25 protein-coding genes and 1 pseudogene are annotated in these 18,178 nt (G+C 40.5%); 21 read left to right on the plus strand and 5 right to left on the minus strand.

From position 1 onward, the window contains the following. On the plus strand, positions 1-1,182 hold a 1,182-nt coding region (locus AOQ70_RS01215), incomplete at its 5' end, for a sugar porter family MFS transporter (RefSeq protein ID WP_059374573.1). A gap of 41 nt (positions 1,183-1,223) precedes the next feature. Here AOQ70_RS01215 and AOQ70_RS01220 read toward each other — a convergent pair. Beyond that, positions 1,224-1,436 (minus strand): hypothetical protein, encoded by a 213-nt coding sequence (locus AOQ70_RS01220; RefSeq protein ID WP_024423072.1) that lies wholly within the window; start codon positions 1,434-1,436, stop codon positions 1,224-1,226. Positions 1,437-1,686: 250 nt separating this feature from the next. On the opposite strand from AOQ70_RS01220, the gene AOQ70_RS01225 reads away from it, so the two are divergent. From AOQ70_RS01225 to AOQ70_RS01260, 8 genes are all read left to right on the plus strand, one after another. Beyond that, the gene (locus AOQ70_RS01225; RefSeq protein ID WP_039180101.1) at positions 1,687-1,965 is read left to right on the plus strand and encodes a spore coat protein; all 279 of its coding nucleotides are present in this window, start codon (positions 1,687-1,689) and stop codon (positions 1,963-1,965) included. Positions 1,966-2,015: 50 nt separating this feature from the next. After that, complete coding sequence (locus AOQ70_RS01230; protein WP_231730803.1) at positions 2,016-2,582, plus strand: GNAT family N-acetyltransferase; 567 nt, start codon at positions 2,016-2,018, stop codon at positions 2,580-2,582. A 16-nt stretch (positions 2,583-2,598) separates the two neighbouring features. After that, entirely contained in the window at positions 2,599-3,153 is a 555-nt protein-coding gene (locus AOQ70_RS01235; protein WP_041086306.1) for a hypothetical protein, read from the plus strand. A gap of 157 nt (positions 3,154-3,310) precedes the next feature. After that, the gene (locus AOQ70_RS01240) at positions 3,311-4,714 is read left to right on the plus strand and encodes a polysaccharide deacetylase family protein (protein ID WP_059374574.1); all 1,404 of its coding nucleotides are present in this window, start codon (positions 3,311-3,313) and stop codon (positions 4,712-4,714) included. A gap of 104 nt (positions 4,715-4,818) precedes the next feature. Beyond that, positions 4,819-5,010 carry a hypothetical protein gene (locus tag AOQ70_RS19020; RefSeq protein ID WP_039180094.1) on the plus strand — a complete coding sequence of 64 codons (192 nt, stop codon included), beginning with the start codon at positions 4,819-4,821 and terminating at the stop codon, positions 5,008-5,010. A 280-nt stretch (positions 5,011-5,290) separates the two neighbouring features. Continuing rightward, positions 5,291-5,716, plus strand: a complete 426-nt coding sequence (locus tag AOQ70_RS01250; RefSeq protein ID WP_059374576.1) for an NUDIX hydrolase — start codon at positions 5,291-5,293, stop codon at positions 5,714-5,716. A 35-nt stretch (positions 5,717-5,751) separates the two neighbouring features. Further along, a complete protein-coding gene (locus AOQ70_RS01255) occupies positions 5,752-6,168 on the plus strand; it encodes a hypothetical protein (RefSeq protein WP_059374578.1) in 417 nt (138 codons plus the stop codon). 9 nt (positions 6,169-6,177) lie between these two features. After that, positions 6,178-6,474 carry a DUF3986 family protein gene (locus AOQ70_RS01260; protein WP_231730804.1) on the plus strand — a complete coding sequence of 99 codons (297 nt, stop codon included), beginning with the start codon at positions 6,178-6,180 and terminating at the stop codon, positions 6,472-6,474. A 22-nt stretch (positions 6,475-6,496) separates the two neighbouring features. Here AOQ70_RS01260 and AOQ70_RS01265 read toward each other — a convergent pair whose 3' ends face one another. Together AOQ70_RS01265 and sigK are read right to left on the minus strand one after the other, a co-directional pair. Further along, entirely contained in the window at positions 6,497-6,979 is a 483-nt protein-coding gene (locus tag AOQ70_RS01265; RefSeq protein ID WP_059374580.1) for a DinB family protein, read from the minus strand. 592 nt (positions 6,980-7,571) lie between these two features. After that, positions 7,572-8,301 (minus strand): annotated as a pseudogene (sigK, locus tag AOQ70_RS01270) (RNA polymerase sporulation sigma factor SigK). A gap of 218 nt (positions 8,302-8,519) precedes the next feature. On the opposite strand from sigK, the gene AOQ70_RS01275 reads away from it, so the two are divergent. From AOQ70_RS01275 to AOQ70_RS19630, 4 genes are all read left to right on the plus strand, one after another. Beyond that, positions 8,520-9,641 (plus strand): response regulator aspartate phosphatase, encoded by a 1,122-nt coding sequence (locus AOQ70_RS01275; protein ID WP_041086294.1) that lies wholly within the window; start codon positions 8,520-8,522, stop codon positions 9,639-9,641. A 171-nt stretch (positions 9,642-9,812) separates the two neighbouring features. After that, positions 9,813-10,553, plus strand: a complete 741-nt coding sequence (locus tag AOQ70_RS01280; protein ID WP_047201930.1) for a polysaccharide deacetylase family protein — start codon at positions 9,813-9,815, stop codon at positions 10,551-10,553. An 84-nt stretch (positions 10,554-10,637) separates the two neighbouring features. After that, positions 10,638-11,366: an SGNH/GDSL hydrolase family protein gene (locus tag AOQ70_RS01285; RefSeq protein ID WP_231730805.1), complete on the plus strand. Its 729-nt coding sequence runs from the start codon at positions 10,638-10,640 to the stop codon at positions 11,364-11,366. Positions 11,367-11,444: 78 nt separating this feature from the next. Then, on the plus strand, positions 11,445-11,594 hold the full coding sequence (locus AOQ70_RS19630) for a hypothetical protein (protein ID WP_181286113.1): 150 nt from the start codon (positions 11,445-11,447) through the stop codon (positions 11,592-11,594). Positions 11,595-11,729: 135 nt separating this feature from the next. Here the strand turns inward: AOQ70_RS19630 and AOQ70_RS01290 are convergent, their stop codons facing one another. Continuing rightward, positions 11,730-11,870, minus strand: a complete 141-nt coding sequence (locus AOQ70_RS01290; RefSeq protein WP_003217327.1) for a sporulation histidine kinase inhibitor Sda — start codon at positions 11,868-11,870, stop codon at positions 11,730-11,732. Positions 11,871-12,231: 361 nt separating this feature from the next. Here AOQ70_RS01290 and AOQ70_RS01295 point away from each other — a divergent pair, with 361 nt between their 5' ends. Genes AOQ70_RS01295 through AOQ70_RS01330 form a run of 8 tightly spaced genes read left to right on the plus strand, consistent with a single transcriptional unit; the run spans position 12,232 to position 17,250 of the window. After that, positions 12,232-12,753, plus strand: a complete 522-nt coding sequence (locus AOQ70_RS01295) for a YqeG family HAD IIIA-type phosphatase (RefSeq protein ID WP_008356191.1) — start codon at positions 12,232-12,234, stop codon at positions 12,751-12,753. 2 nt (positions 12,754-12,755) lie between these two features. After that, a complete protein-coding gene (gene yqeH / locus AOQ70_RS01300) occupies positions 12,756-13,856 on the plus strand; it encodes a ribosome biogenesis GTPase YqeH (RefSeq protein ID WP_059374584.1) in 1,101 nt (366 codons plus the stop codon). Between the two features lie 21 nt (positions 13,857-13,877). Next, positions 13,878-14,720, plus strand: coding sequence for a shikimate dehydrogenase (gene aroE, locus AOQ70_RS01305; RefSeq protein ID WP_039180084.1), 843 nt, complete (start codon positions 13,878-13,880; stop codon positions 14,718-14,720). Further along, a complete protein-coding gene (yhbY, locus tag AOQ70_RS01310) occupies positions 14,714-15,004 on the plus strand; it encodes a ribosome assembly RNA-binding protein YhbY (protein ID WP_058839047.1) in 291 nt (96 codons plus the stop codon). The genes aroE and yhbY overlap by 7 nt, the downstream gene beginning before the upstream one ends. Before the next feature lie 13 nt (positions 15,005-15,017). Beyond that, the gene (locus AOQ70_RS01315) at positions 15,018-15,587 is read left to right on the plus strand and encodes a nicotinate-nucleotide adenylyltransferase (protein WP_058839048.1); all 570 of its coding nucleotides are present in this window, start codon (positions 15,018-15,020) and stop codon (positions 15,585-15,587) included. Further along, positions 15,577-16,140, plus strand: a complete 564-nt coding sequence (yqeK, locus tag AOQ70_RS01320; RefSeq protein ID WP_058839049.1) for a bis(5'-nucleosyl)-tetraphosphatase (symmetrical) YqeK — start codon at positions 15,577-15,579, stop codon at positions 16,138-16,140. Before AOQ70_RS01315 ends, yqeK begins: the two co-directional genes overlap by 11 nt. A gap of 13 nt (positions 16,141-16,153) precedes the next feature. Next, positions 16,154-16,510 (plus strand): ribosome silencing factor, encoded by a 357-nt coding sequence (gene rsfS, locus AOQ70_RS01325; RefSeq protein ID WP_003217467.1) that lies wholly within the window; start codon positions 16,154-16,156, stop codon positions 16,508-16,510. After that, positions 16,507-17,250: a class I SAM-dependent DNA methyltransferase gene (locus AOQ70_RS01330; RefSeq protein WP_058839050.1), complete on the plus strand. Its 744-nt coding sequence runs from the start codon at positions 16,507-16,509 to the stop codon at positions 17,248-17,250. Before rsfS ends, AOQ70_RS01330 begins: the two co-directional genes overlap by 4 nt. Before the next feature lie 48 nt (positions 17,251-17,298). On the opposite strand, the gene comER is transcribed toward AOQ70_RS01330, so the two are convergent. Next, positions 17,299-18,147: a late competence protein ComER gene (comER, locus tag AOQ70_RS01335; RefSeq protein ID WP_059374586.1), complete on the minus strand. Its 849-nt coding sequence runs from the start codon at positions 18,145-18,147 to the stop codon at positions 17,299-17,301. Positions 18,148-18,178 lie beyond the last annotated feature (31 nt).

Genomic DNA, 18,178 nt, shown 5'->3' on the forward strand with positions numbered 1-18,178 from the left:
ATGGGCGGGGCCATCATTGGCTCCATCTTAAGCGGTCTCTTAGGGGATAAATTTGGCCGCAGAAAACTCATTTTGGTCTCATCCGTTATCTTTTTTATCGGGGCTATCGGATCAGCTGTCGCACCAGAAGAGATTTCACTCACCATCGCTCGTATCTTTTTAGGGACAGCAGTAGGAACAGCCTCATCATTGGTTCCGGCTTACATGTCTGAAATCGCTCCTGCTAAAATCCGCGGGAAATTATCTGGACTCAATCAGCTCATGATTGTAACTGGACTATTGCTCAGCTATATTGTCGCGTTTGTGTTTGAACCCATCCCAGACAGCTGGCGCTGGATGCTGGGAAGTGCTGCTTTATTTGCGATCGTGCTTTATATTGGCATGCTGAAGCTTCCTGAATCTCCGAGATATTTGATTAAACACGGAATGGCTCATAAAGCACGAGAGGTATTAGGATCACTGCGTTCTTCCCGTGAAGAAATCGATTCAGAAATGCAGGAAATCTTAGAAGTCGCCAAAGAAGAACGCTCGGGTATTCGTGAATTGTTTCAAAAGAAATTCAGAATGGCTCTTTTCATTGGGGTTGGAATGGCGACCCTTCAACAAATTCAAGGCGCGAACTCCATTGTCTATTATGCAACGAGTATCGCTCGGAATGTAGGCCTTGCGCCGCAGGTCGCCGCAGGTTTTACAGTCATTGTCGGTGTCATTTTTGTCGTCACGACCGTGATCTTTTTACAATTTGTTGACCGCTTCGATCGCCGAACGATTCTCACCGTAGGGGGATCGGGAATGGCTCTTTCTTTCTTTGCTCCCGCCGCATTAGGTGCACTTGGCGTCAGTGAAGGAATTTTAAACTGGGTGACATTGATTTCACTTTGCTGCTTTATTTTGTGCTATGCCTTCTCGTGGGCACCGATCACTTGGATCATCATTGGCGAAATCTTCCCGCTATCTGTCAGAGGCATCGGAGCAGGTATCTCTTCTGCCTTTAACTGGACCGGATCGTTAGCAGTTGGACTCGTTTTCCCTATCTTGGCAGATCAATTCAGCTTTGGGGTCATTTTCTCCTCATTTGGCGTCATCTGCTTAATCGGACTATTATTCACCCGATTTGTGCTAGTCGAGACAAAGGGAAGAAGCTTAGAGCAAATCGAAACCGATATGGCTGCACGTGTATAAATTTAAGAAAACCATCTACCCACACGGGATAGATGGTTTTTTTACTCAAGCGTCTGTTTAAGCTCATCTGGCAGTAAATCAATTAATTGATCGTAGGAAGACAAATCCAGCACTTCAAGCAGCGCGTAATATTTCGCGTAAATTTCACTCAGCTGATCAGGATGATTGGTTTGATATTGATTCAGATGTAATTGAGTTAGTTCTAGTGCAATGTCTAGCTTGTTTCGTTCGAATGGCTGTGTCGTGTTAATCATATCGTGCACCTCTTATTTGATGATGTGTAGAGAAAATACAGTGAATAAAAAGAGCTTATGTGTTGTTTTCATGGATGTCCTATCTTCTCAATATATCATTTGTATAATATGTTAAAATTGTCCTTTTGTAAATAAAAAGAAAACTAGATAGAAAGTGGATTTCTTTAAAAATAGACATGCATCTAATCACGAAAGGTAACTCTAACATACGATAGAGTGTAAGTGAAAGACAACTTGAAGGGGTGTTAAGATGAGCCGAAATCGATTAGATGATTTCTTCTTTGGACCTCGCCGAGAAGAAACGGTTGTTTTCCCCACACGTCAAATTGTCAACACAAGAACGAATGAACAAACGATCAGAAAAATTCATCCAACGCATATTACAAACGTCAATAAAAACATCAAAAGAATAGAAAACTACTATCCGGTCACTGAATCGACTCACAACGAGTATATTGTAGAAGAATACGATTGCGGCAGTGATATAAAAAACCCTTGCTGCCGTCCGGTGAAGCGCTGTAAGTGGTAGTGAAGGGGCATCCTTTTATGGGATGCCTTTTTATATTCAGGAATAAAATTTTGATCCAAAGTTCTTTTCAAGATAAAATTGGAAGTATCCATCATTCTTTTGGAGGTGATTTTCTGAATATTCGATTGTTAACAACAGATGATGCTGAAGAATATACAGCACTCAGACTAGAAGCACTGCAATTAAATCCAGAGGGTTTTGCGATGAGCTATGAGGAAGAGCAATTCAATACAAAGGACAAATATAAAGCGCGTTTTGCTTCGGCGCAATCTATGTGGACATTTGGCGCTTTTCATCAAGGGCAGCTTGTGGGGGCAGTCACGCTCATCCAAGAAACCTTGCAGAAGTTAAAGCACCGAGCGAATCTGACTGCGATGTATGTAACAGCTGATGCCCGCGGAATGGGAGCAGGCAAGATCTTGATGACGAAAGCTCTTTCCTTCGCGCAAGAACAGCAGGACATCGAGCAAGTGTATTTATCAGTGGTGACAACTAATCATTCAGCAAAGCGCCTCTATCGCTCCGTTGGATTTGAGTCGTACGCTGTCGAAGAAAAATTTTTAAAATGGGCTGATACATATGCAGATGAGGAAAAAATGGTTTTATTTTTATCATAGACTGGAGGAGATAGAAGTGAATCAACAGGCCATGCGCATTACGTTAGCAGCAGGACCCAATAGTGAGTTGGAATCTTTTGCACTGCGTGCAGCACTTGAAAACTTCGGCGCGAAAGTCGATATGCATTGGATCGGAAGACCAAATGACCTGATTCATGTGTTATCTGGTAGAAATAGAGGAGAAATAGATTACCTTCTTTTATCGTTTCATGGTGAAGAAGGAGCATTTATCATGCCTGAATTAGGGGAAGATGTATACGAAGATGAAGAGCCTAGGGATACTGCTTTTGGAGCGGATGAAATCAAGCGGTATGCTTCCTTAGAAGGAGTTCATGTTATCTCTACAGGCTGCACACTAGGAGAGAAAAATCTAGCAGATGCTTTTTTAGAGGCAGGAGCTACATCTTATTCGGCGCCGGACGATTACATAGATGGGAATGCAGCTTTTATCTTTGTGCTGACCATGATGTACGAGCTCATGAACAATACAAAGACAGTCAGAGCGGCATTTGATCGAGCGCGTTCCATTGATGAAGAAACGAAATTATTTCAACTATATATGCAAAAATAATCAAAGGACTGAGAAATCAGTCCTTTTTTATTCCTCTCTAAAAATGTGTCGAAAATGTGACGATTTTGTGATTTGCAAACTAAAAAGGAGGCATGCAAAGTCTATCCTACAAACACACGTCATTCAGGCATGACGGCATCACGAGAGGAGAATCATTGTGTCAATTAAATGGAAAGTCAGTCTCGTCCTATGCGGACTTGCGATGATCATCGGAATCGCCGCGTTTTATCATAATCAGCAGGCAAGCGGGACAGAGAAGAAGAAGGTAGCACCAGATGCGAGCTATAAAGAAGTTGAAATTGTGACCCTCGTGAATGACGGGAGATACTTGAGATATGCTGTGAACTATCCTGTGTTTCATCAAAAAAAGCTAGATCAAGAGATGAAAAGATTTGCAGAAACAGCGCTCGATAAATTCAAAACATCATTTAGTGAAGCAAGTGATGTCGATGAAGATCATCGATACGAATTAAACATAGATTACGAGATTACTCATTATGCCAAACAAACTGCTGCGATCAAATTCAATACATATGAATTAAAAAGCGGAGTAAAAGGCGCACATGAAACGAAGATATTCAATTTTGATTTCAAGAAACAGCAATTTTTATCGATAGATGATCTATTTTTATCAAAGAAAGAAAGTCTGAAAAAACTTTCTCAAATGACATTTGAGGAGTTAAAAAAAGATCGCTCTCTTGCTGAAAACAAGCATTTGCTTAAACAAGGAACATCTCCTGAGGCAGAGCATTATCAGTATTTTGCCATCAAAGATCGTTTTATTGAATTCTACTTCCCAGCGGGGCAAATTGCACCAGACAAGAAAGGCCCTCAAGTGCTGGCGATTAAGAAAACACTGCTTAAAGGAATGTTAAAGCCAGAATACATCAATAAAGAAAAGAACAAAAACGAGAAAAAAGAACCGATCGCAAAAAGAAAGATTATAAAACTGCCTAAACAGCGAATATTTAACCCACATCAAAAAGCCATTGCCCTTACATTTGATGATGGACCAAATCCATCAACGACTTCAAAGATCTTAACTGCTTTAAAAGAAAACAAAGGACACGCGACATTTTTTGTATTAGGAAGCAGGGTACAATATTATCCTGATATGCTAGGTGAAATCAGAAAAGGTGGAAATGAAATCGGAAATCATTCCTATAATCACCCTTTACTCACAAGACTGCCATTAAAACAAGCCATCAAACAAGTAGAAGAAACGCAGCAAATTATTGAAAAAGCTAGCGGATTCACACCGACTCACTTTAGACCGCCATATGGTGGAACAAACGGGCAGATCAACGAAGCTGTCAACATGAAAGTTACGCTTTGGGACGTTGATCCTGAAGACTGGAAATATCGCAACAGCCAATACGTCGCAAACTACATTCTTTCACATGCGTCTAGCGGAGAAACCGTCTTAATGCACGACATCTATGACACCTCTGCCAACGCAGCTGTCACGATCATCAAGGAATTGACCAAACAAGGATATCAGTTACTAACAGTATCGGAGCTTGAGCAGTGGAAGGAAGCACGGGCGAAAAAGGTGAATTGAATACGTAAAAAAGATGCGAGTCTTAATGGATTCGCATCTTTTTTAAAGCATATTATGAAGATAAAGGAAAAATATGTTAAAGTTATAGAAAGGGAGGGCTTCGAATGGTGTTGATGAGGTTGATCAGCATATATATGCTGACAGTGTTTAGTTTGGGATTTGTTATAAACTATGTACCTGGTTTGATGCTGCCCATCTATATTCTTGCGATGATTGGGCTCATTTTATGTCTCGGTCATATTGCGCTCCATTATATTCGGCGAATTAGATATATGTTGTTTGAGGAAAAACGGTAAGATTCCTCCTATGGAAAAAAACCTCCTGCTAGTTGCGTGAGGTTTTATTTTTTTATGTTCTAACAGTTTGATGATTTTCCCGTTTGGTGCTTTGATTTGTCTCAAAAGAGAAACGAAATTCCCCGTAAATCGTATGAGGACAATAAGTAAAATAATGATCATCCACAAGCTATGACCTCCAATCGATATGAAGGATACGGTACAATAAGAATGTATAAAATGAACAGTTCGTGCCATCTATTCGACAATTGGTGTGAATGGATTGTTAAGGGGGATTCATTTGAAACGAGTAGACGTGGTTTCAGCTATTATTTATGACGAGGAAGAAAATATATTAACGGTCAAGAATGTAAAGGGATATTGGGAATTTCCGGGCGGTGCTGTGGAAAAAGGTGAACACCTGCAGCAGGCTGTCATCCGCGAAGTGAAAGAAGAGACAGGGTATGTTGTCAAAGTAAATGAACTTCATTCGGTTCGAGAAGCATTCTTTCAAGATAAAAAGCATCATGCGCTGATCATTACGTTCTTTGCGGAAATGATCGGGGGAGAGATGAACATTCTAGATCCGGATCAGGATATTGAAGAAGTAAAATGGGTCAATACTCAAACCTTTCAAAAGCTAAACCCAAAGCTATATCACATGCTAAAATTAAACCAACAAACAAAAACTTTTTATGATTTTGAGGGAAATAGAACAATTGGTTAAATCCAAATTGATATAGGCATGAAGGAGCGATATGGATGTTTTTATACTACGGACCTATAGGAGCTCCAGTAGAAAATCCGGGAGAAGAATTCATGAAAAAAATCTTCTTCCAGGAGGATGAAGAGTATTGGAAACAAGGTAACGGGGAATCTTCCATTGAGTTAGAGGAAGATTGGGAATGCGAAAGTCTAGTTTTCTTTTATACTGAACCGTATGGATTCTTTATCATCAGATATCCAGATTTTTTAGTCCCTTTTCAAAAGGTAGAAAAGATCGAAACGATCGAGCATTTGGTCGCTGGATCACCATTGTGTGTGCCATCGTGCAGCTATGTCGACCGCAATCAGGCGTATCAAATCATTCAACAGTTTTTGACGACAAAAAGAGTATCTGATCTTGTTGAATGGGTCGAGTTGAGGAATATTGATTTTCAGCAGGAGGTGAAAAGGTAGGGGAGTAAGGTGAAAGTGTGTACAAATGAAAGAATACATAGTTTAGATGAGAGTATGCATTTACATGTAGGATATGATGAACAAGGTTATGATTATGAAGGCGTCTTTTTTAAGAGTTTAGAAACAGGAAGATGGTTATTGTTTTTTGATCAGAAAAGTTACGAGTTGAATCTCTTAAAGAGTTATGTGGAATACGACCATTTAGGCTTATTCATTGGGGAATATCCAATTGAAGATGATCAAATTGAAGAGGAAGGTCAGCGATTATTTGAGCACTTTTTAAAAGGAAACAACATAGTGGGATAAATGAATGGATCTTTAACTGACCTTACTTTTCATAAGCATGTACTGATTTTAACTTTCTACCGATAAAATTAGCAGATACAGGTGTTAATTCTTTTTCTCTTGCCCAAACAGAAAGTTGACCAATATGGTGAATTTCGTGGGTAATTATATGATGTAATATTTCATTTTTAGTGTATTCATCTTCATCCCAAGGAACTGATACCATTCGATCTTGTTTTTCATCTAAATGAGATTTTAAAAATTCGACTATTTCATATCGTAAAGTAGTTGAGAGCGTTTTTACTTTCGCCATAGTCTTGTAATCATCAAAATCTAATACCACGTCTTCTTTACCCTGAATACCACGAATCCAACTATATTCAACATCCATAATGTGAAAAAGAGTGTATAAAATACTCCCTACTCCACCTATGCGGTCTTGTAGCAACTCTTCTGTTGTTAGTTGATTACACCAATTAATCCATTCGTCTCTCACCTGCCAGTTGTACTCAAAAAACTTATTCATTATCATCACTCCAAAGTTAAATTGTTTGTTTAATTACTGCTATCTCTTAAAGATATTCTTGTTGAATTAAACGACACAATGTACATGATCTGGTGTCAGTTTAGAACCAATCATACTTTCAACCTTGTTTTCATAACATAGCCCTTGGAAACTGTTGCGTTTATAGCGTCTCTTGCAGCACTTTTTGGTAAGTTGTAGTTTATCTACGATTACTAACCCCGAATATTTGTTCTTATATTGATTATACTAAGCTTTCTGACAGGTATCAAATAACAACATTTAAAATTGATTAGCAAGAATACATGAAGCATTATATTTTATTTTTTCGTATTTAAATTTTTTAAGCATAAATGCAGAATACAATATTTATATGCAAATCGCTTTGCCATCATTTCCTGTAGCTCTCTAAATAGTGGGGCATGATGAATTGATTTCCTTCATGTCTTAGTTCATGACCATGACCAAAATCTTGCTATTTTGTTCTTGAAGGCTAAGATGGTGAAATGAAATGCAGCGAGACAGTAGCTTAGTGCCGAAATAAAAAACAGACCCAACAAGGTCTGTTTTTTTAGAAGTTGGAAAGAGTTCATTTTCACTTCCCCTTCTCCCGTTTCCGCTTCTCCTTCTCCGCCCGGTAAAACTCATGAAACATCTTCATCAGCGCGCGCTTCTCAATCCGTGACACATAGCTCCGTGATATCCCGAGCTCTTTGGCTATTTCCCGTTGCGTTTTTTCTTTCTTTAAATCAAGGCCGAACCTGCCGACAATGACTTCTTTTTCTCGGCCGTCGAGGATGTCGATATACTCCTTTACTTTTTCAAGCTCCATGTTGAGCTGAATGGTATCGATCACATCTTCATTTTCGGATTTTAAGACATCGATTAATGAAATTTCATTGCCTTCTTTATCCTGACCGATGGGGTCATGCAAGGAGACGTCTTTTTTTCGTTTTTTTGAGCGCGCGTAAATGCATGAGAATTTCATTTTCAATACACCGCGCCGCATACGTTGCCAGCTTTGTTCCTTTTCCAGAGGAATAGCTTTCGATGGCTTTAATGAGTCCGATCGTCCCGATGGAGATGAGGTCTTCAGCGTCTTCCCCGGTATTTTCAAATTTCTTTACAATATGGGCGACGAGCCGAAGGTTATGTTCAATCAGCATGTTTCTTGCGTGTTCATCGCCCTGTGCCATGAGGGCTAAGTATTTTTTTTCATCATCTCCCGAAAGGGGCTGTGGAAAGGCATTGTTTTTGACATAGGACACTAAAAACACCAATTCTTTGACCATCAATCCCATCGCTGTAAATACTCCTGCCACGATTTTCACCTCCACCATGTTTAGGCTGCTGCCTATATCCTCAAATGTATGTGAAGGAGGGATTGTCTGTGTCTGTACGATGAAAAAATCCTCTTTTTCAAAAAAATCGTGCTTCTGTTCGTCTCTTTTTTATGTTTGCGGTTTCTTTTCGGTGCTTGGCGGTCAAGAAGCGTGCTAAAATATGTAATATTAGACCGAAAAGGAAGGGGTCATTTCGGAACATGGGGAAGGTTCTATCTTCACATGTAGGTATGAAAATTAATGAATGGTATCGAATGATACGGCAGTTCAGTGTTCCAGATGCGGAAATCTTGAAAGCGGAAGTTGAAGCGGAAATTGAACAGATGGAAGAGGACCAGCATTTACTGATTTATTATCAGCTCATGTGTTTTCGGCACCAAATCATGCTTGACTATATACACCCTTCAAAATACCAACCTTTCTCAGTATCTAATCTAGTCGATAAAATCGAAAATTCCAATCATGAGTTATCTGATATGCTGCATTATTACCATGCATTTTTTCGTGGCATGCATGAATTTAGTCAAAAAGAATATTTAGAAGCCGTCAAATATTATCGAGTCGCAGAAAAGCAGCTGTCCATGGTATTTGATGATATTGAGCAGGCAGAGTTTCATTTTAAAGTGGCAGAAGCCTACTATATCATGAAACAAACACATGTCTCCATGCACCATATTTTAAAGGCGCTGGAAATATACGATCAGCATGATGCGTATACCATTCGCATCATTCAATGTCTCTTTGTTATTTCAGGAAATTATCAAGATTTAAAACGAAAAGACCGGGCACTGCCTCATTTAAAAAAGGCAAAACAGCTCGCATCTCAAATTGATCACCCGCGCATATACAGTTCAGCGCTCTATAATTTAGGGAAATGTTATGGCGAGCTTGGCTATAGAGAGGAAGCGGAACGATATTTAACGGAATCCGCTGATCTTGCTCGCAAAGAGCTGCTCCCAACGCTTCCACATACGCTCTATACGCTGGCGAAGCTGCTTTTTAGACAGAATGAACAGGCGGATGCCCTGCGCATATTAGAAGCTGGGAAATTGGCTGCAAAGAAGCATGAAGACCAGCTGTTCTGTCATATGTTTGAGTATCTGGATGCTTTATATGTTCAGGAAATCAATGAAGACCAACTGCAAAAAACCATTGATTATTTGGAAAAACTTAGCCTATACTCTTATATAGAGGATATCTCACTAGAAATTGCGACAGCCTTAGAAGCCTCTCAACAATACAAAAAGTCCAACCAGTATTATCAGAAATTATTATGGGCTCAAAATCAAATCCAAGAAGGAGAGTGTCTGTATGAATTCTAAGCAACGTTCGACAGTTGAAGAGAGAAACCAAACGTGAAACACAAAGAGCGGGCCAGTATGGCCGGCTTTTTTTATGTGAAAAAGATGTCGATATCCTCATGAGGTTTGCATGAATTGATGAGAAAGCGGGCAATTTAATTGGTAATGATGTTCGGTGGAGGAGGCGGTCGAATGAAAGGGCTGCATATCTTAATGTGTATATGGCTGCTATGTGCTTTTGTTCCTAATAAAGTAGAGGCACGTACATTAAAACGAGTCGATCTTGAAAAAACGGGACGTGCCTTTTGGGACATGAGAGCGGAACGGAAAAAGATTGCAATCACCTTTGATGATGGACCTCACCCAGTGTATACAAATCAAATATTGGATGTGCTGAAGGAGCATCAAGTGAATGCGAGCTTTTTTGTGATAGGGAGCCGAATCCATGCATATCCGATGATCGCAGAACGGATTGTGGACGAAGGGAATGAACTCGGCAATCATACGATGAATCATACGTATTTTGACCTGTTGTCGTCAAAGGAGATCAAGCGGGAATTAAAAGAATCAGCGGCTCATATCGCTTCACTCCAGCCTGGCGGTCCCTTATTATTTCGCCCTCCTGGTGGACGTTTAACAATGAAATCATTCCGCATTCTGTCAAAGCAAGGGTACGATGTGGTTATGTGGTCCTTTACGCAAGATCCGAAGGACTGGTCAAGACCAGGCGCACATAAAATTGCAAGCCGAATTATTGATCATATTCAAGGCGGCGATATCATCCTTTTACATGATGGCGGGGGAAATCGCAAGCAAACGGTAGAAGCATTAAAGCAGGTGATTCCTGAATTAAAGAAGAGAGGCTATGAATTTGTAAAAGTAAGTGAGCTGCTGCACCATGACAAAGCATATATGCCAGTTCAACTGCAATAGTAATCATTCGTCAAAAACAGTCATTCATTGAAACCAAAAGTCTTGTCGTTTACTATATGAAGAGGGCTTTTGGAGGTGAATGTTGTGAAGAAGTATGTTTTCCTTTTTATCCTATTATGTGTTGCTGCTGGGTGCTCAAAGCCAGTACAAGAAAGCGTCATTGCATTTGGTGACAGCAATACAAGAGGATCAAACTGGGACTTTCGAGATTATCCAACATCTGAAAAATGGGTGAATCTCATGAAAAACGTCGAGCGCGGCCAAATTCAAGTGAAGAATGCAGGCATTGGCGGGCAGACGACTGAAGATGCGAAGCTTCGTTTTGAGCAGGATATTTTAAAGCAGAAACCAACTTACGTCCTCATCATGTTCGGTACGAATGATGCGGCGATTTTAGACGGGAAACATCCCCGAGTGACGAAAAAAAGGTTTAAAGAAAATTTATCCTACTTCATTTCTGAAAGTAGAAAAGAAGGCATTACCCCGATTCTCATGACCTGTGTGCCTGTTGTAGAAGGCGGGAAAAAGGGCTTGTATTATTACTCTAGATATAAGTCATCTTATTTTGCCGGAAGAGGCGGGGCAAGAGCTTGGCAAAACTCTTATAATGACATCACGAGAGAAGTAGCGAAGGATGAGCAGGTGCCGCTTGTCGACAACTGGAAAGCTTTCATCCGAGAAGCTGGTGAAGATAGTGATCATGCCCTGATTCAGTCAGGCTTGATCGACCCTTCTGGCAATCATATGACACCAAAAGGTGCGAGAATTATTTATAACGAAATCAAAGAGCGTGATGTCATCAAACATTTTTAAATGATGGCCATCTGCCTAAACAAGACCATCCATCCAGCATAGTCTAACAGTATATCTTCCTAGAAGGAGGTAACTGATATGTGGGGATGTCCTTATCCTTACCCTGCGTGTTCGCCTTATCCAGCACAAGGAGCAGGAATCGGTTACGCTTTTCTTGTTGTGTTCCTTGTGGTCATTTTAGTCGTAGGCGGAGGGTTATGGTTTTGGAATGAACAGCCTTACAATTAAGACACCTCTTCTTTTATCAGAAGGGGTGTTTTTTACGGAAAATAGTAGTAAGCCTATAGCGCAAGTGATATAATATCAGTCACCTGAGTTTAAAAAAGGAGAGTGCTCGGGAGGCATGGTTCCTGTGATATGGAATTAAGAGGAAACAGAGAGCATATGCCCGAGCGAACGTCTTTTCATTTCTGTCTCAATTAATTCAATGAAGTCGCGATTTAAGTTCATTTCATTTGCTTTATAATACGATTCTATAAGTAAATCATCTGACAGCTTTTTCATACTAGAAACCCATATGATGGGAAAAACACCTCCCCTGAAAAAGTTGGCATAAAATTTGAGGAAAAGACATATCATCATAGGTTGATCGACTGTCTTTGAAGTACCTTTAATCTACCATGAATGGGAAACAAGAACAATCGTTCTGTTATCCACATGGTTAAGTGGATAACTTGTGGGTAGAGTGTTTATAATTGAATGAAAGCGTGATGAAATATAGGTGGATAATGTGTGTAAAATTATCCACACCTGTTGAAGGTCCTCATCATATGTCGAAAACTTTTTCATTGTATTCGATAGACAGACAAATTGTGATTTGATTCGACACAATCGCTGAAAACCAATGGAAGAAAGGGTGCAAATTGTGCTAAAGAAGTATTTCTTACCGGATGAATTTGTGAAAAGTATTTTCCACATTTCACCGCAAAAATTAAAAGAACGAAATGTAAAAGGAATTATTACCGATCTAGATAACACACTAGTAGAATGGGACCGTCCAAGTGCGACACCGCGCTTAATTGAATGGTTTCAAGAAATGAAAGATCACGGGATACAAGTGACGATTGTATCGAACAATAATGAAAAAAGGGTCAAGCTTTTTTCTGAACCGGTTCATATCCCGTTTATCTATAAAGCGAGAAAGCCTATGGGAAGAGCCTTTAATAAGGCAGTCGCTGATATGCAGTTGAAAAAAGAAGATGTGGTTGTCATTGGGGATCAGCTCATGACAGATGTTCTTGGCGGGAATCGTCATGGCTTCCATACGATTTTGGTCGTTCCTGTTGCTGCCTCGGACGGATTTTTCACAAAGTTTAACAGGCAGATTGAACGCAGAATTTTAGGAGCCTTAAAGCGTAAGGGCCACATTCAGTGGGAGGAAGAGTAATAATGGAAAAGGTTGTTTGTATTGGCTGCGGTGTAGCCATTCAGACGGAAGATAAAGATCAATTAGGATATGCGCCGGCAGCATCTCTATTGAAAGAAGATGTGATCTGTCAGCGCTGTTTTAGGTTAAAGAACTACAATGAGATTCAAGATGTTTCTTTAACAGAAGACGACTTTTTAAATATATTGCACAGCATTGGAGAGACAGATTCTCTCATTGTGAAGGTCGTTGATATTTTTGACTTTAACGGAAGCTGGATCAATGGGCTGAGCCGTATTGTCGGCGGTAATCCGATTTTACTTGTCGGCAATAAAGTGGATATTTTACCGAAATCCGTGAAAAAAGATCGTCTGATTCATTGGATGAAACGGGAAGCAAAGGAAAACGGATTAAACCCTATTGATGTTTTCTTAATTAGTGCAAGCAGAGGTCAGGGCGTGCCTGAGGTGATGGAAGCGATTGATCATTATCGCGATGGAAGAAATGTCTATGTTGTCGGCTGTACGAATGTTGGGAAATCAACATTTATCAATCGAATCATCAAAGAAGTATCTGGAGAAGAGAATGTCATTACTACCTCCCAATATCCAGGTACTACACTTGATGCGATTGAAATACCGCTTGATGACGGATCTGCTTTATTCGATACGCCGGGCATCATCAACCGCCATCAAATGGCGCATTATGTCAGCAAAAATGACCTGAAGATTTTAACGCCGAAAAAAGAATTGAAACCGAGAACGTTCCAATTAAATGAAGCACAAACGCTTTATTTTGGTGGACTGGCTCGATTTGATTACGTAAAAGGCGGCAGAACGTCATTTGTCTGCTATATGCCAAATGAGCTGAACATTCACCGTACAAAGCTTGAGAACGCAGATGATTTATATGAAAAACATGCAGGAGAACTGCTGTCGCCGCCATCAAAAGAGGGAATGGAAGATTTCCCGCCGCTCGTTCCGCATACCTTTACCATTGATCAGCCAAAAATGGACATCGTCTTTTCAGGTTTAGGCTGGGTCACTGCAAATGATGCGGACAAGCAAATCAAAGTTTATGCGCCAAAAGGCGTTCATGTGTTTATGAGACGTTCGTTAATTTAAATGTTCAAAGGGGGAGAGACCTTGAAACCTTTATACGGAGTAATCGGTAACCCTGTTGGCCACTCAATGTCTCCGGATATTCATAATGCTGCACTAAAGGATGCTGGAATTGATGGACATTATCATGGCTTTCAAGTAGAAAATGATGACCTGAAAGATGCGATTAGCGGCATGAAAGCGTTAGGAATCAGCGGCATTAACGTCACTGTTCCGCACAAGGTAGAAATCATGAAGTACCTTGACAAAATTGATGTAACAGCTGAACGCCTCGGTGCCGTCAATACGGTGCGGCTCGAAGGAGATCAGCTCGTTGGGTACAATACAGATGGAGAAGGCTTTCTTCATTCATTGCTTGAAGCCCTGGATCAGCCGTTATCAGAGCTGTCATTTCTCTTGATTGGTGCTGGCGGAGCGGCAAGAGCGATTTATACGACAATTGCTCAGTATGCACCGAAGAGCTTTGATATTACGAACCGCACCATTGAAAAAGCTGAAGCTTTAATTGAAAGTGCAGAGGGGAAAATCACATCTCATGCAATCACATTAAATACAGCAGAAGAGCAACTTGGGGAATATGATGTCATCATCCATACGACCTCGATCGGCATGTATCCGAATGTTGAAGAAACCCCGATTTCTTTAGCGAACGCAAAAAAAACAGCGGTCGTTTGTGATATTGTGTATAATCCAATAGAAACAAAACTGCTAAGTGAAGCAGCAGGTTTAGGCTTGAAAACAGTAGATGGGGTTGGCATGTTTGTTGGACAAGCAGTAAGAGCCTTTGAACTGTGGACAGGCATTACGCCTGACGCCGGAAAAATGAAGTCAATTGTCATAGAGAAATTAGGAGGAACACCATGTTAAAAGGTAAGCAAAAACGTTTTTTACGTGCACAAGCACATCATTTATCACCTATTTTTCAAGTTGGAAAAGGCGGGGTAAATGACAATATGGTCAAGCAAATTTCCGAGGCGCTTGAAGCAAGAGAACTGTTAAAGGTCAGCGTATTGCAAAATTGCGATGAAGACAAAACGGAAGTTGCGCAAGCACTTGTAAAAGGTGCAAAGGCTGAACTCGTTCAAACGATCGGAAATGTGATTGTCCTTTACAAAGAATCTAAGGAAAATAAACAAATTAAGCTGCCGTAAAGGTGGATGCGATATGAAAAAAATAGGGTTGTTCGGCGGTACGTTTGATCCTCCCCATAATGGGCATTTGCTGATGGCAAGTGAGGTGCGGATTCAAGTTGGGCTTGATGAAATTTGGTTTATCCCAAACCATATGCCTCCTCACAAAACAGGACGGAAACGAGCAGATAGTCATCACCGGATAAATATGGTGGAGGCGGCGATTCAGTCAAATCCGTATTTTCAGCTCGAGCTCATTGAAATGGAGCGGGAGGGTCCGTCTTATACGGTAGATACAGTCAATCTGTTAAAGAAGCGTCATCCAGAAGATCAGTTCTTTTTTATGATAGGAGCGGACATGGTCGAGTATTTGCCAAAATGGCATCGGATCGATGACTTGCTTCAAATGATCACCTTTATTGGGATGAAAAGACCGGGTTACGTTGGAAGTACGGCATATCCTCTTTTATTTGCAGATGTTCCAGCTTTTGATGTATCATCGACATTGATTAGGCAGCGAATAGAGCAGGGAAAACCTGTTGATTATTTGATTCCGAAAGCTGTTGAGCGTTATATAAAGGAGCATCATTTATATGAATCGTGAAGAAGCATTGAACTGTGTCAAAGAGCAGTTAACAGAGCATAGATATACACATACACTTGGAGTCATGGAAACAGCCATTTCATTAGCGGAACGGTTCGGTGCTGATGTGAAAAAAGCAGAGATCGCCGCTATTTTTCATGATTATGCGAAATTTAGACCAAAGGAAGAAATGAAGGGGATTATCGAGCAAGAGAAGATGAACCCTTTATTGCTTGAATATTCGCCCGAGCTTTGGCACGCCCCGGTTGGTGCCTATTTGGTCAAAAAAGAAGCTGGAATTAGCGATCAAGATGTTTTAACAGCCATTGAATTTCATACTTCCGGCAGACCAGACATGACTTTACTTGAAAAAGTCATTTATGTCGCAGATTATATAGAACCAGGACGACATTTCCCTGGTGTCGAAGAAGTAAGGGAGTTAGCAGAACATGATCTAGATCGTGCACTGATCCAATCATTAAAAAACACCATCAGTTTTCTAATGAAAAAGAATCAGCCAGTCTTTCCAGATACGCTTGCTACTTACAACTCGCTTGTGCATAAGAACAACTAAGGAGGAATTTTGGATGGATTCATCATCAATTTTAAACGTCGCAGCAGGAGCATGCGATGATAAACGGGCTGAGGATATTATTGCCCTTAATATGCAAGGAATCTCACTTGTTGCAGATTATTTTCTCATTTGTCACGGGAATTCTGATAAACAAGTGCAAGCCATTGCAAGAGAAGTAAAACATCTTGCAGAGGAAAGTGGAATTGAAGTAAAGAAGATGGAAGGCTTTGATGAAGCAAGATGGGTATTGATTGACCTAGGAGATGTCATTGCCCATGTGTTCCACAAAGAAGAAAGAGGATATTACAATCTAGAAAAGCTTTGGGGAGATGCGCCGAGAGAAACGCTTTCACTTGGCATTAACTCATGATTTATCAAGGGTTTGCAGGTGTGTATGACGAGCTCATGACACATGCACCTTATGATGAATGGGTTCAATGGATCCAGCAGTATATGAAGCCGAATGCTGCCATCATCGATGTAGGCTGTGGAACTGGAGAGATTTCTCTTCGGTTAGCTGAAAAGGGCCACAAGGTCACAGGAATTGACCTCAGTGAAGAAATGCTGGCCTTCGCGCAGCAAAAAGCCCAGGCGAAAAAGCAGTCGATTCAATTTCTACATCAAGATATGAGAGAGGTTACGGGCTTTGAGCAAGCCTTCCAGGCAGCCGTTATTTGCTGTGATTCCTTGAATTACTTAAAAAACGAAAATGACGTCAAAAAAACCTTTAAAAACATGTTTCAGCTTTTAGAGGAAGATGGGGTTTTACTTTTTGATGTTCATACGCCTTATAAAATGGAAGAGGTATTCCCGGGATCGACTTTTGCAGATCAAGATGAAGAGATTAGCTATATTTGGCAGAGCGATAAAGGGGATGACATGTATTCGGTCATTCATTATTTAAGCTTTTTTGTAAAAGATGGAGACATGTATCAGCGTTATGATGAGACGCATGAACAGCGCACATTTCCATTTGAAACATATGCAGCGTTCCTTAAGTCCGCTGGTTTTGAACAAATAGAAGTGACCGCTGATTTTACAAATGAAGCCCCCGGTGAATTTGCCGAAAGATATTTCATCTCAGCTAAGAAACCAAAAACCATCGTTTAATAGAACGATGGTTTTTTAAAACCCTTTTTTCGCTTGTTGCAAAGATGATTAATTTCTGCGATCATCAGTGAACACACTTGGTGGATATTGATGCGCAACTGCTTCAAGATCTTCATCGAATTTTTCATGGGTGTTTTGAAAGAGGCGGTGAAACATATCTTGCACACCTGCTTCAAGTGCTTTAATGCCTTCACCAGTGACCCCGCCTTTCACACATACTTTGTCTTGCAGTGTCGGAAGGGTATAGACTCTTTTTTCAATCAAACGGCCAAGTCCAACCAGCATATCTTCTGCTAAGGTGGTGGCTTCTTCTTTAGAAATATCCGTTTCTTCTACGGCCGCTTCAATCATCTTCTGAACGAGAAAACTGATAAAAGCAGGACCGCAGCTGACAATATCGGAAGCCGCTCTTGTAATCGAATGATGGATCTCGATTGGTGTTGAAATGCACGAAGCTAACTGTCTTAACGCTGTTTTCGTCACGGCATTGCATGATGAACCAAAAGTTAAAAGTGATGCGCCTGATAAAGCGCGGTTTGTAATGCTTGGAATCAGCCTGGCTGTTTGACAAGGAACGATATCCTGAAGCTGTTCAGGATGAACCGGACTTGTAATGATGACAATGGTTTGCTGCTCCGTTAAAAGAGGACTCAGCTCTTTTAAAAGTGGATAAATATCAAGTGGTTTGACACAAACAAAAATGAAATCTTTATTCGTGACAGCCCCTGAAAGCTGTTTCGTTACTTCAAGCTCTGGATGGTTCTTTTTTATATTGAACGCTTTTTCAATGGTTCGGTTTGTAATGGTGATCGATGAGGGATTGACTGCCTTTGATTCAATAAATGCCTCAGTAAGTATGGTACCCATGTTTCCTGTACCGATTAACCCTATATTCAAACGTTCTCCCTCCTTAGACGCATAGGATCTG

Source organism: Bacillus sp. AM 13(2015), assembly GCF_001518755.1.
Taxonomy (GTDB): domain Bacteria; phylum Bacillota; class Bacilli; order Bacillales; family Bacillaceae; genus Bacillus; species Bacillus safensis.

Bases quoted from the DNA above. Each gene is read 5' to 3' on its own strand.
- AOQ70_RS01265 (WP_059374580.1), bottom strand. From the start codon at position 6,979: ATGAATAAGTTTTTTGAGTACAACTGGCAGGTGAGAGACGAATGGATT.
- yqeK (WP_058839049.1), top strand. From the start codon at position 15,577: ATGAATCGTGAAGAAGCATTGAACTGTGTCAAAGAGCAGTTAACAGAG.
- AOQ70_RS01225 (WP_039180101.1), top strand. From the start codon at position 1,687: ATGAGCCGAAATCGATTAGATGATTTCTTCTTTGGACCTCGCCGAGAA.
- AOQ70_RS01220 (WP_024423072.1), bottom strand. From the start codon at position 1,436: ATGATTAACACGACACAGCCATTCGAACGAAACAAGCTAGACATTGCA.
- AOQ70_RS01255 (WP_059374578.1), top strand. From the start codon at position 5,752: ATGTTTTTATACTACGGACCTATAGGAGCTCCAGTAGAAAATCCGGGA.
- AOQ70_RS01330 (WP_058839050.1), top strand. From the start codon at position 16,507: ATGATTTATCAAGGGTTTGCAGGTGTGTATGACGAGCTCATGACACAT.
- AOQ70_RS19020 (WP_039180094.1), top strand. From the start codon at position 4,819: ATGGTGTTGATGAGGTTGATCAGCATATATATGCTGACAGTGTTTAGT.
- AOQ70_RS19630 (WP_181286113.1), top strand. From the start codon at position 11,445: ATGTGGGGATGTCCTTATCCTTACCCTGCGTGTTCGCCTTATCCAGCA.
- AOQ70_RS01290 (WP_003217327.1), bottom strand. From the start codon at position 11,870: ATGAAAAAGCTGTCAGATGATTTACTTATAGAATCGTATTATAAAGCA.
- AOQ70_RS01280 (WP_047201930.1), top strand. From the start codon at position 9,813: ATGAAAGGGCTGCATATCTTAATGTGTATATGGCTGCTATGTGCTTTT.
- AOQ70_RS01275 (WP_041086294.1), top strand. From the start codon at position 8,520: ATGGGGAAGGTTCTATCTTCACATGTAGGTATGAAAATTAATGAATGG.
- AOQ70_RS01315 (WP_058839048.1), top strand. From the start codon at position 15,018: ATGAAAAAAATAGGGTTGTTCGGCGGTACGTTTGATCCTCCCCATAAT.
- rsfS (WP_003217467.1), top strand. From the start codon at position 16,154: ATGGATTCATCATCAATTTTAAACGTCGCAGCAGGAGCATGCGATGAT.
- yhbY (WP_058839047.1), top strand. From the start codon at position 14,714: ATGTTAAAAGGTAAGCAAAAACGTTTTTTACGTGCACAAGCACATCAT.
- yqeH (WP_059374584.1), top strand. From the start codon at position 12,756: ATGGAAAAGGTTGTTTGTATTGGCTGCGGTGTAGCCATTCAGACGGAA.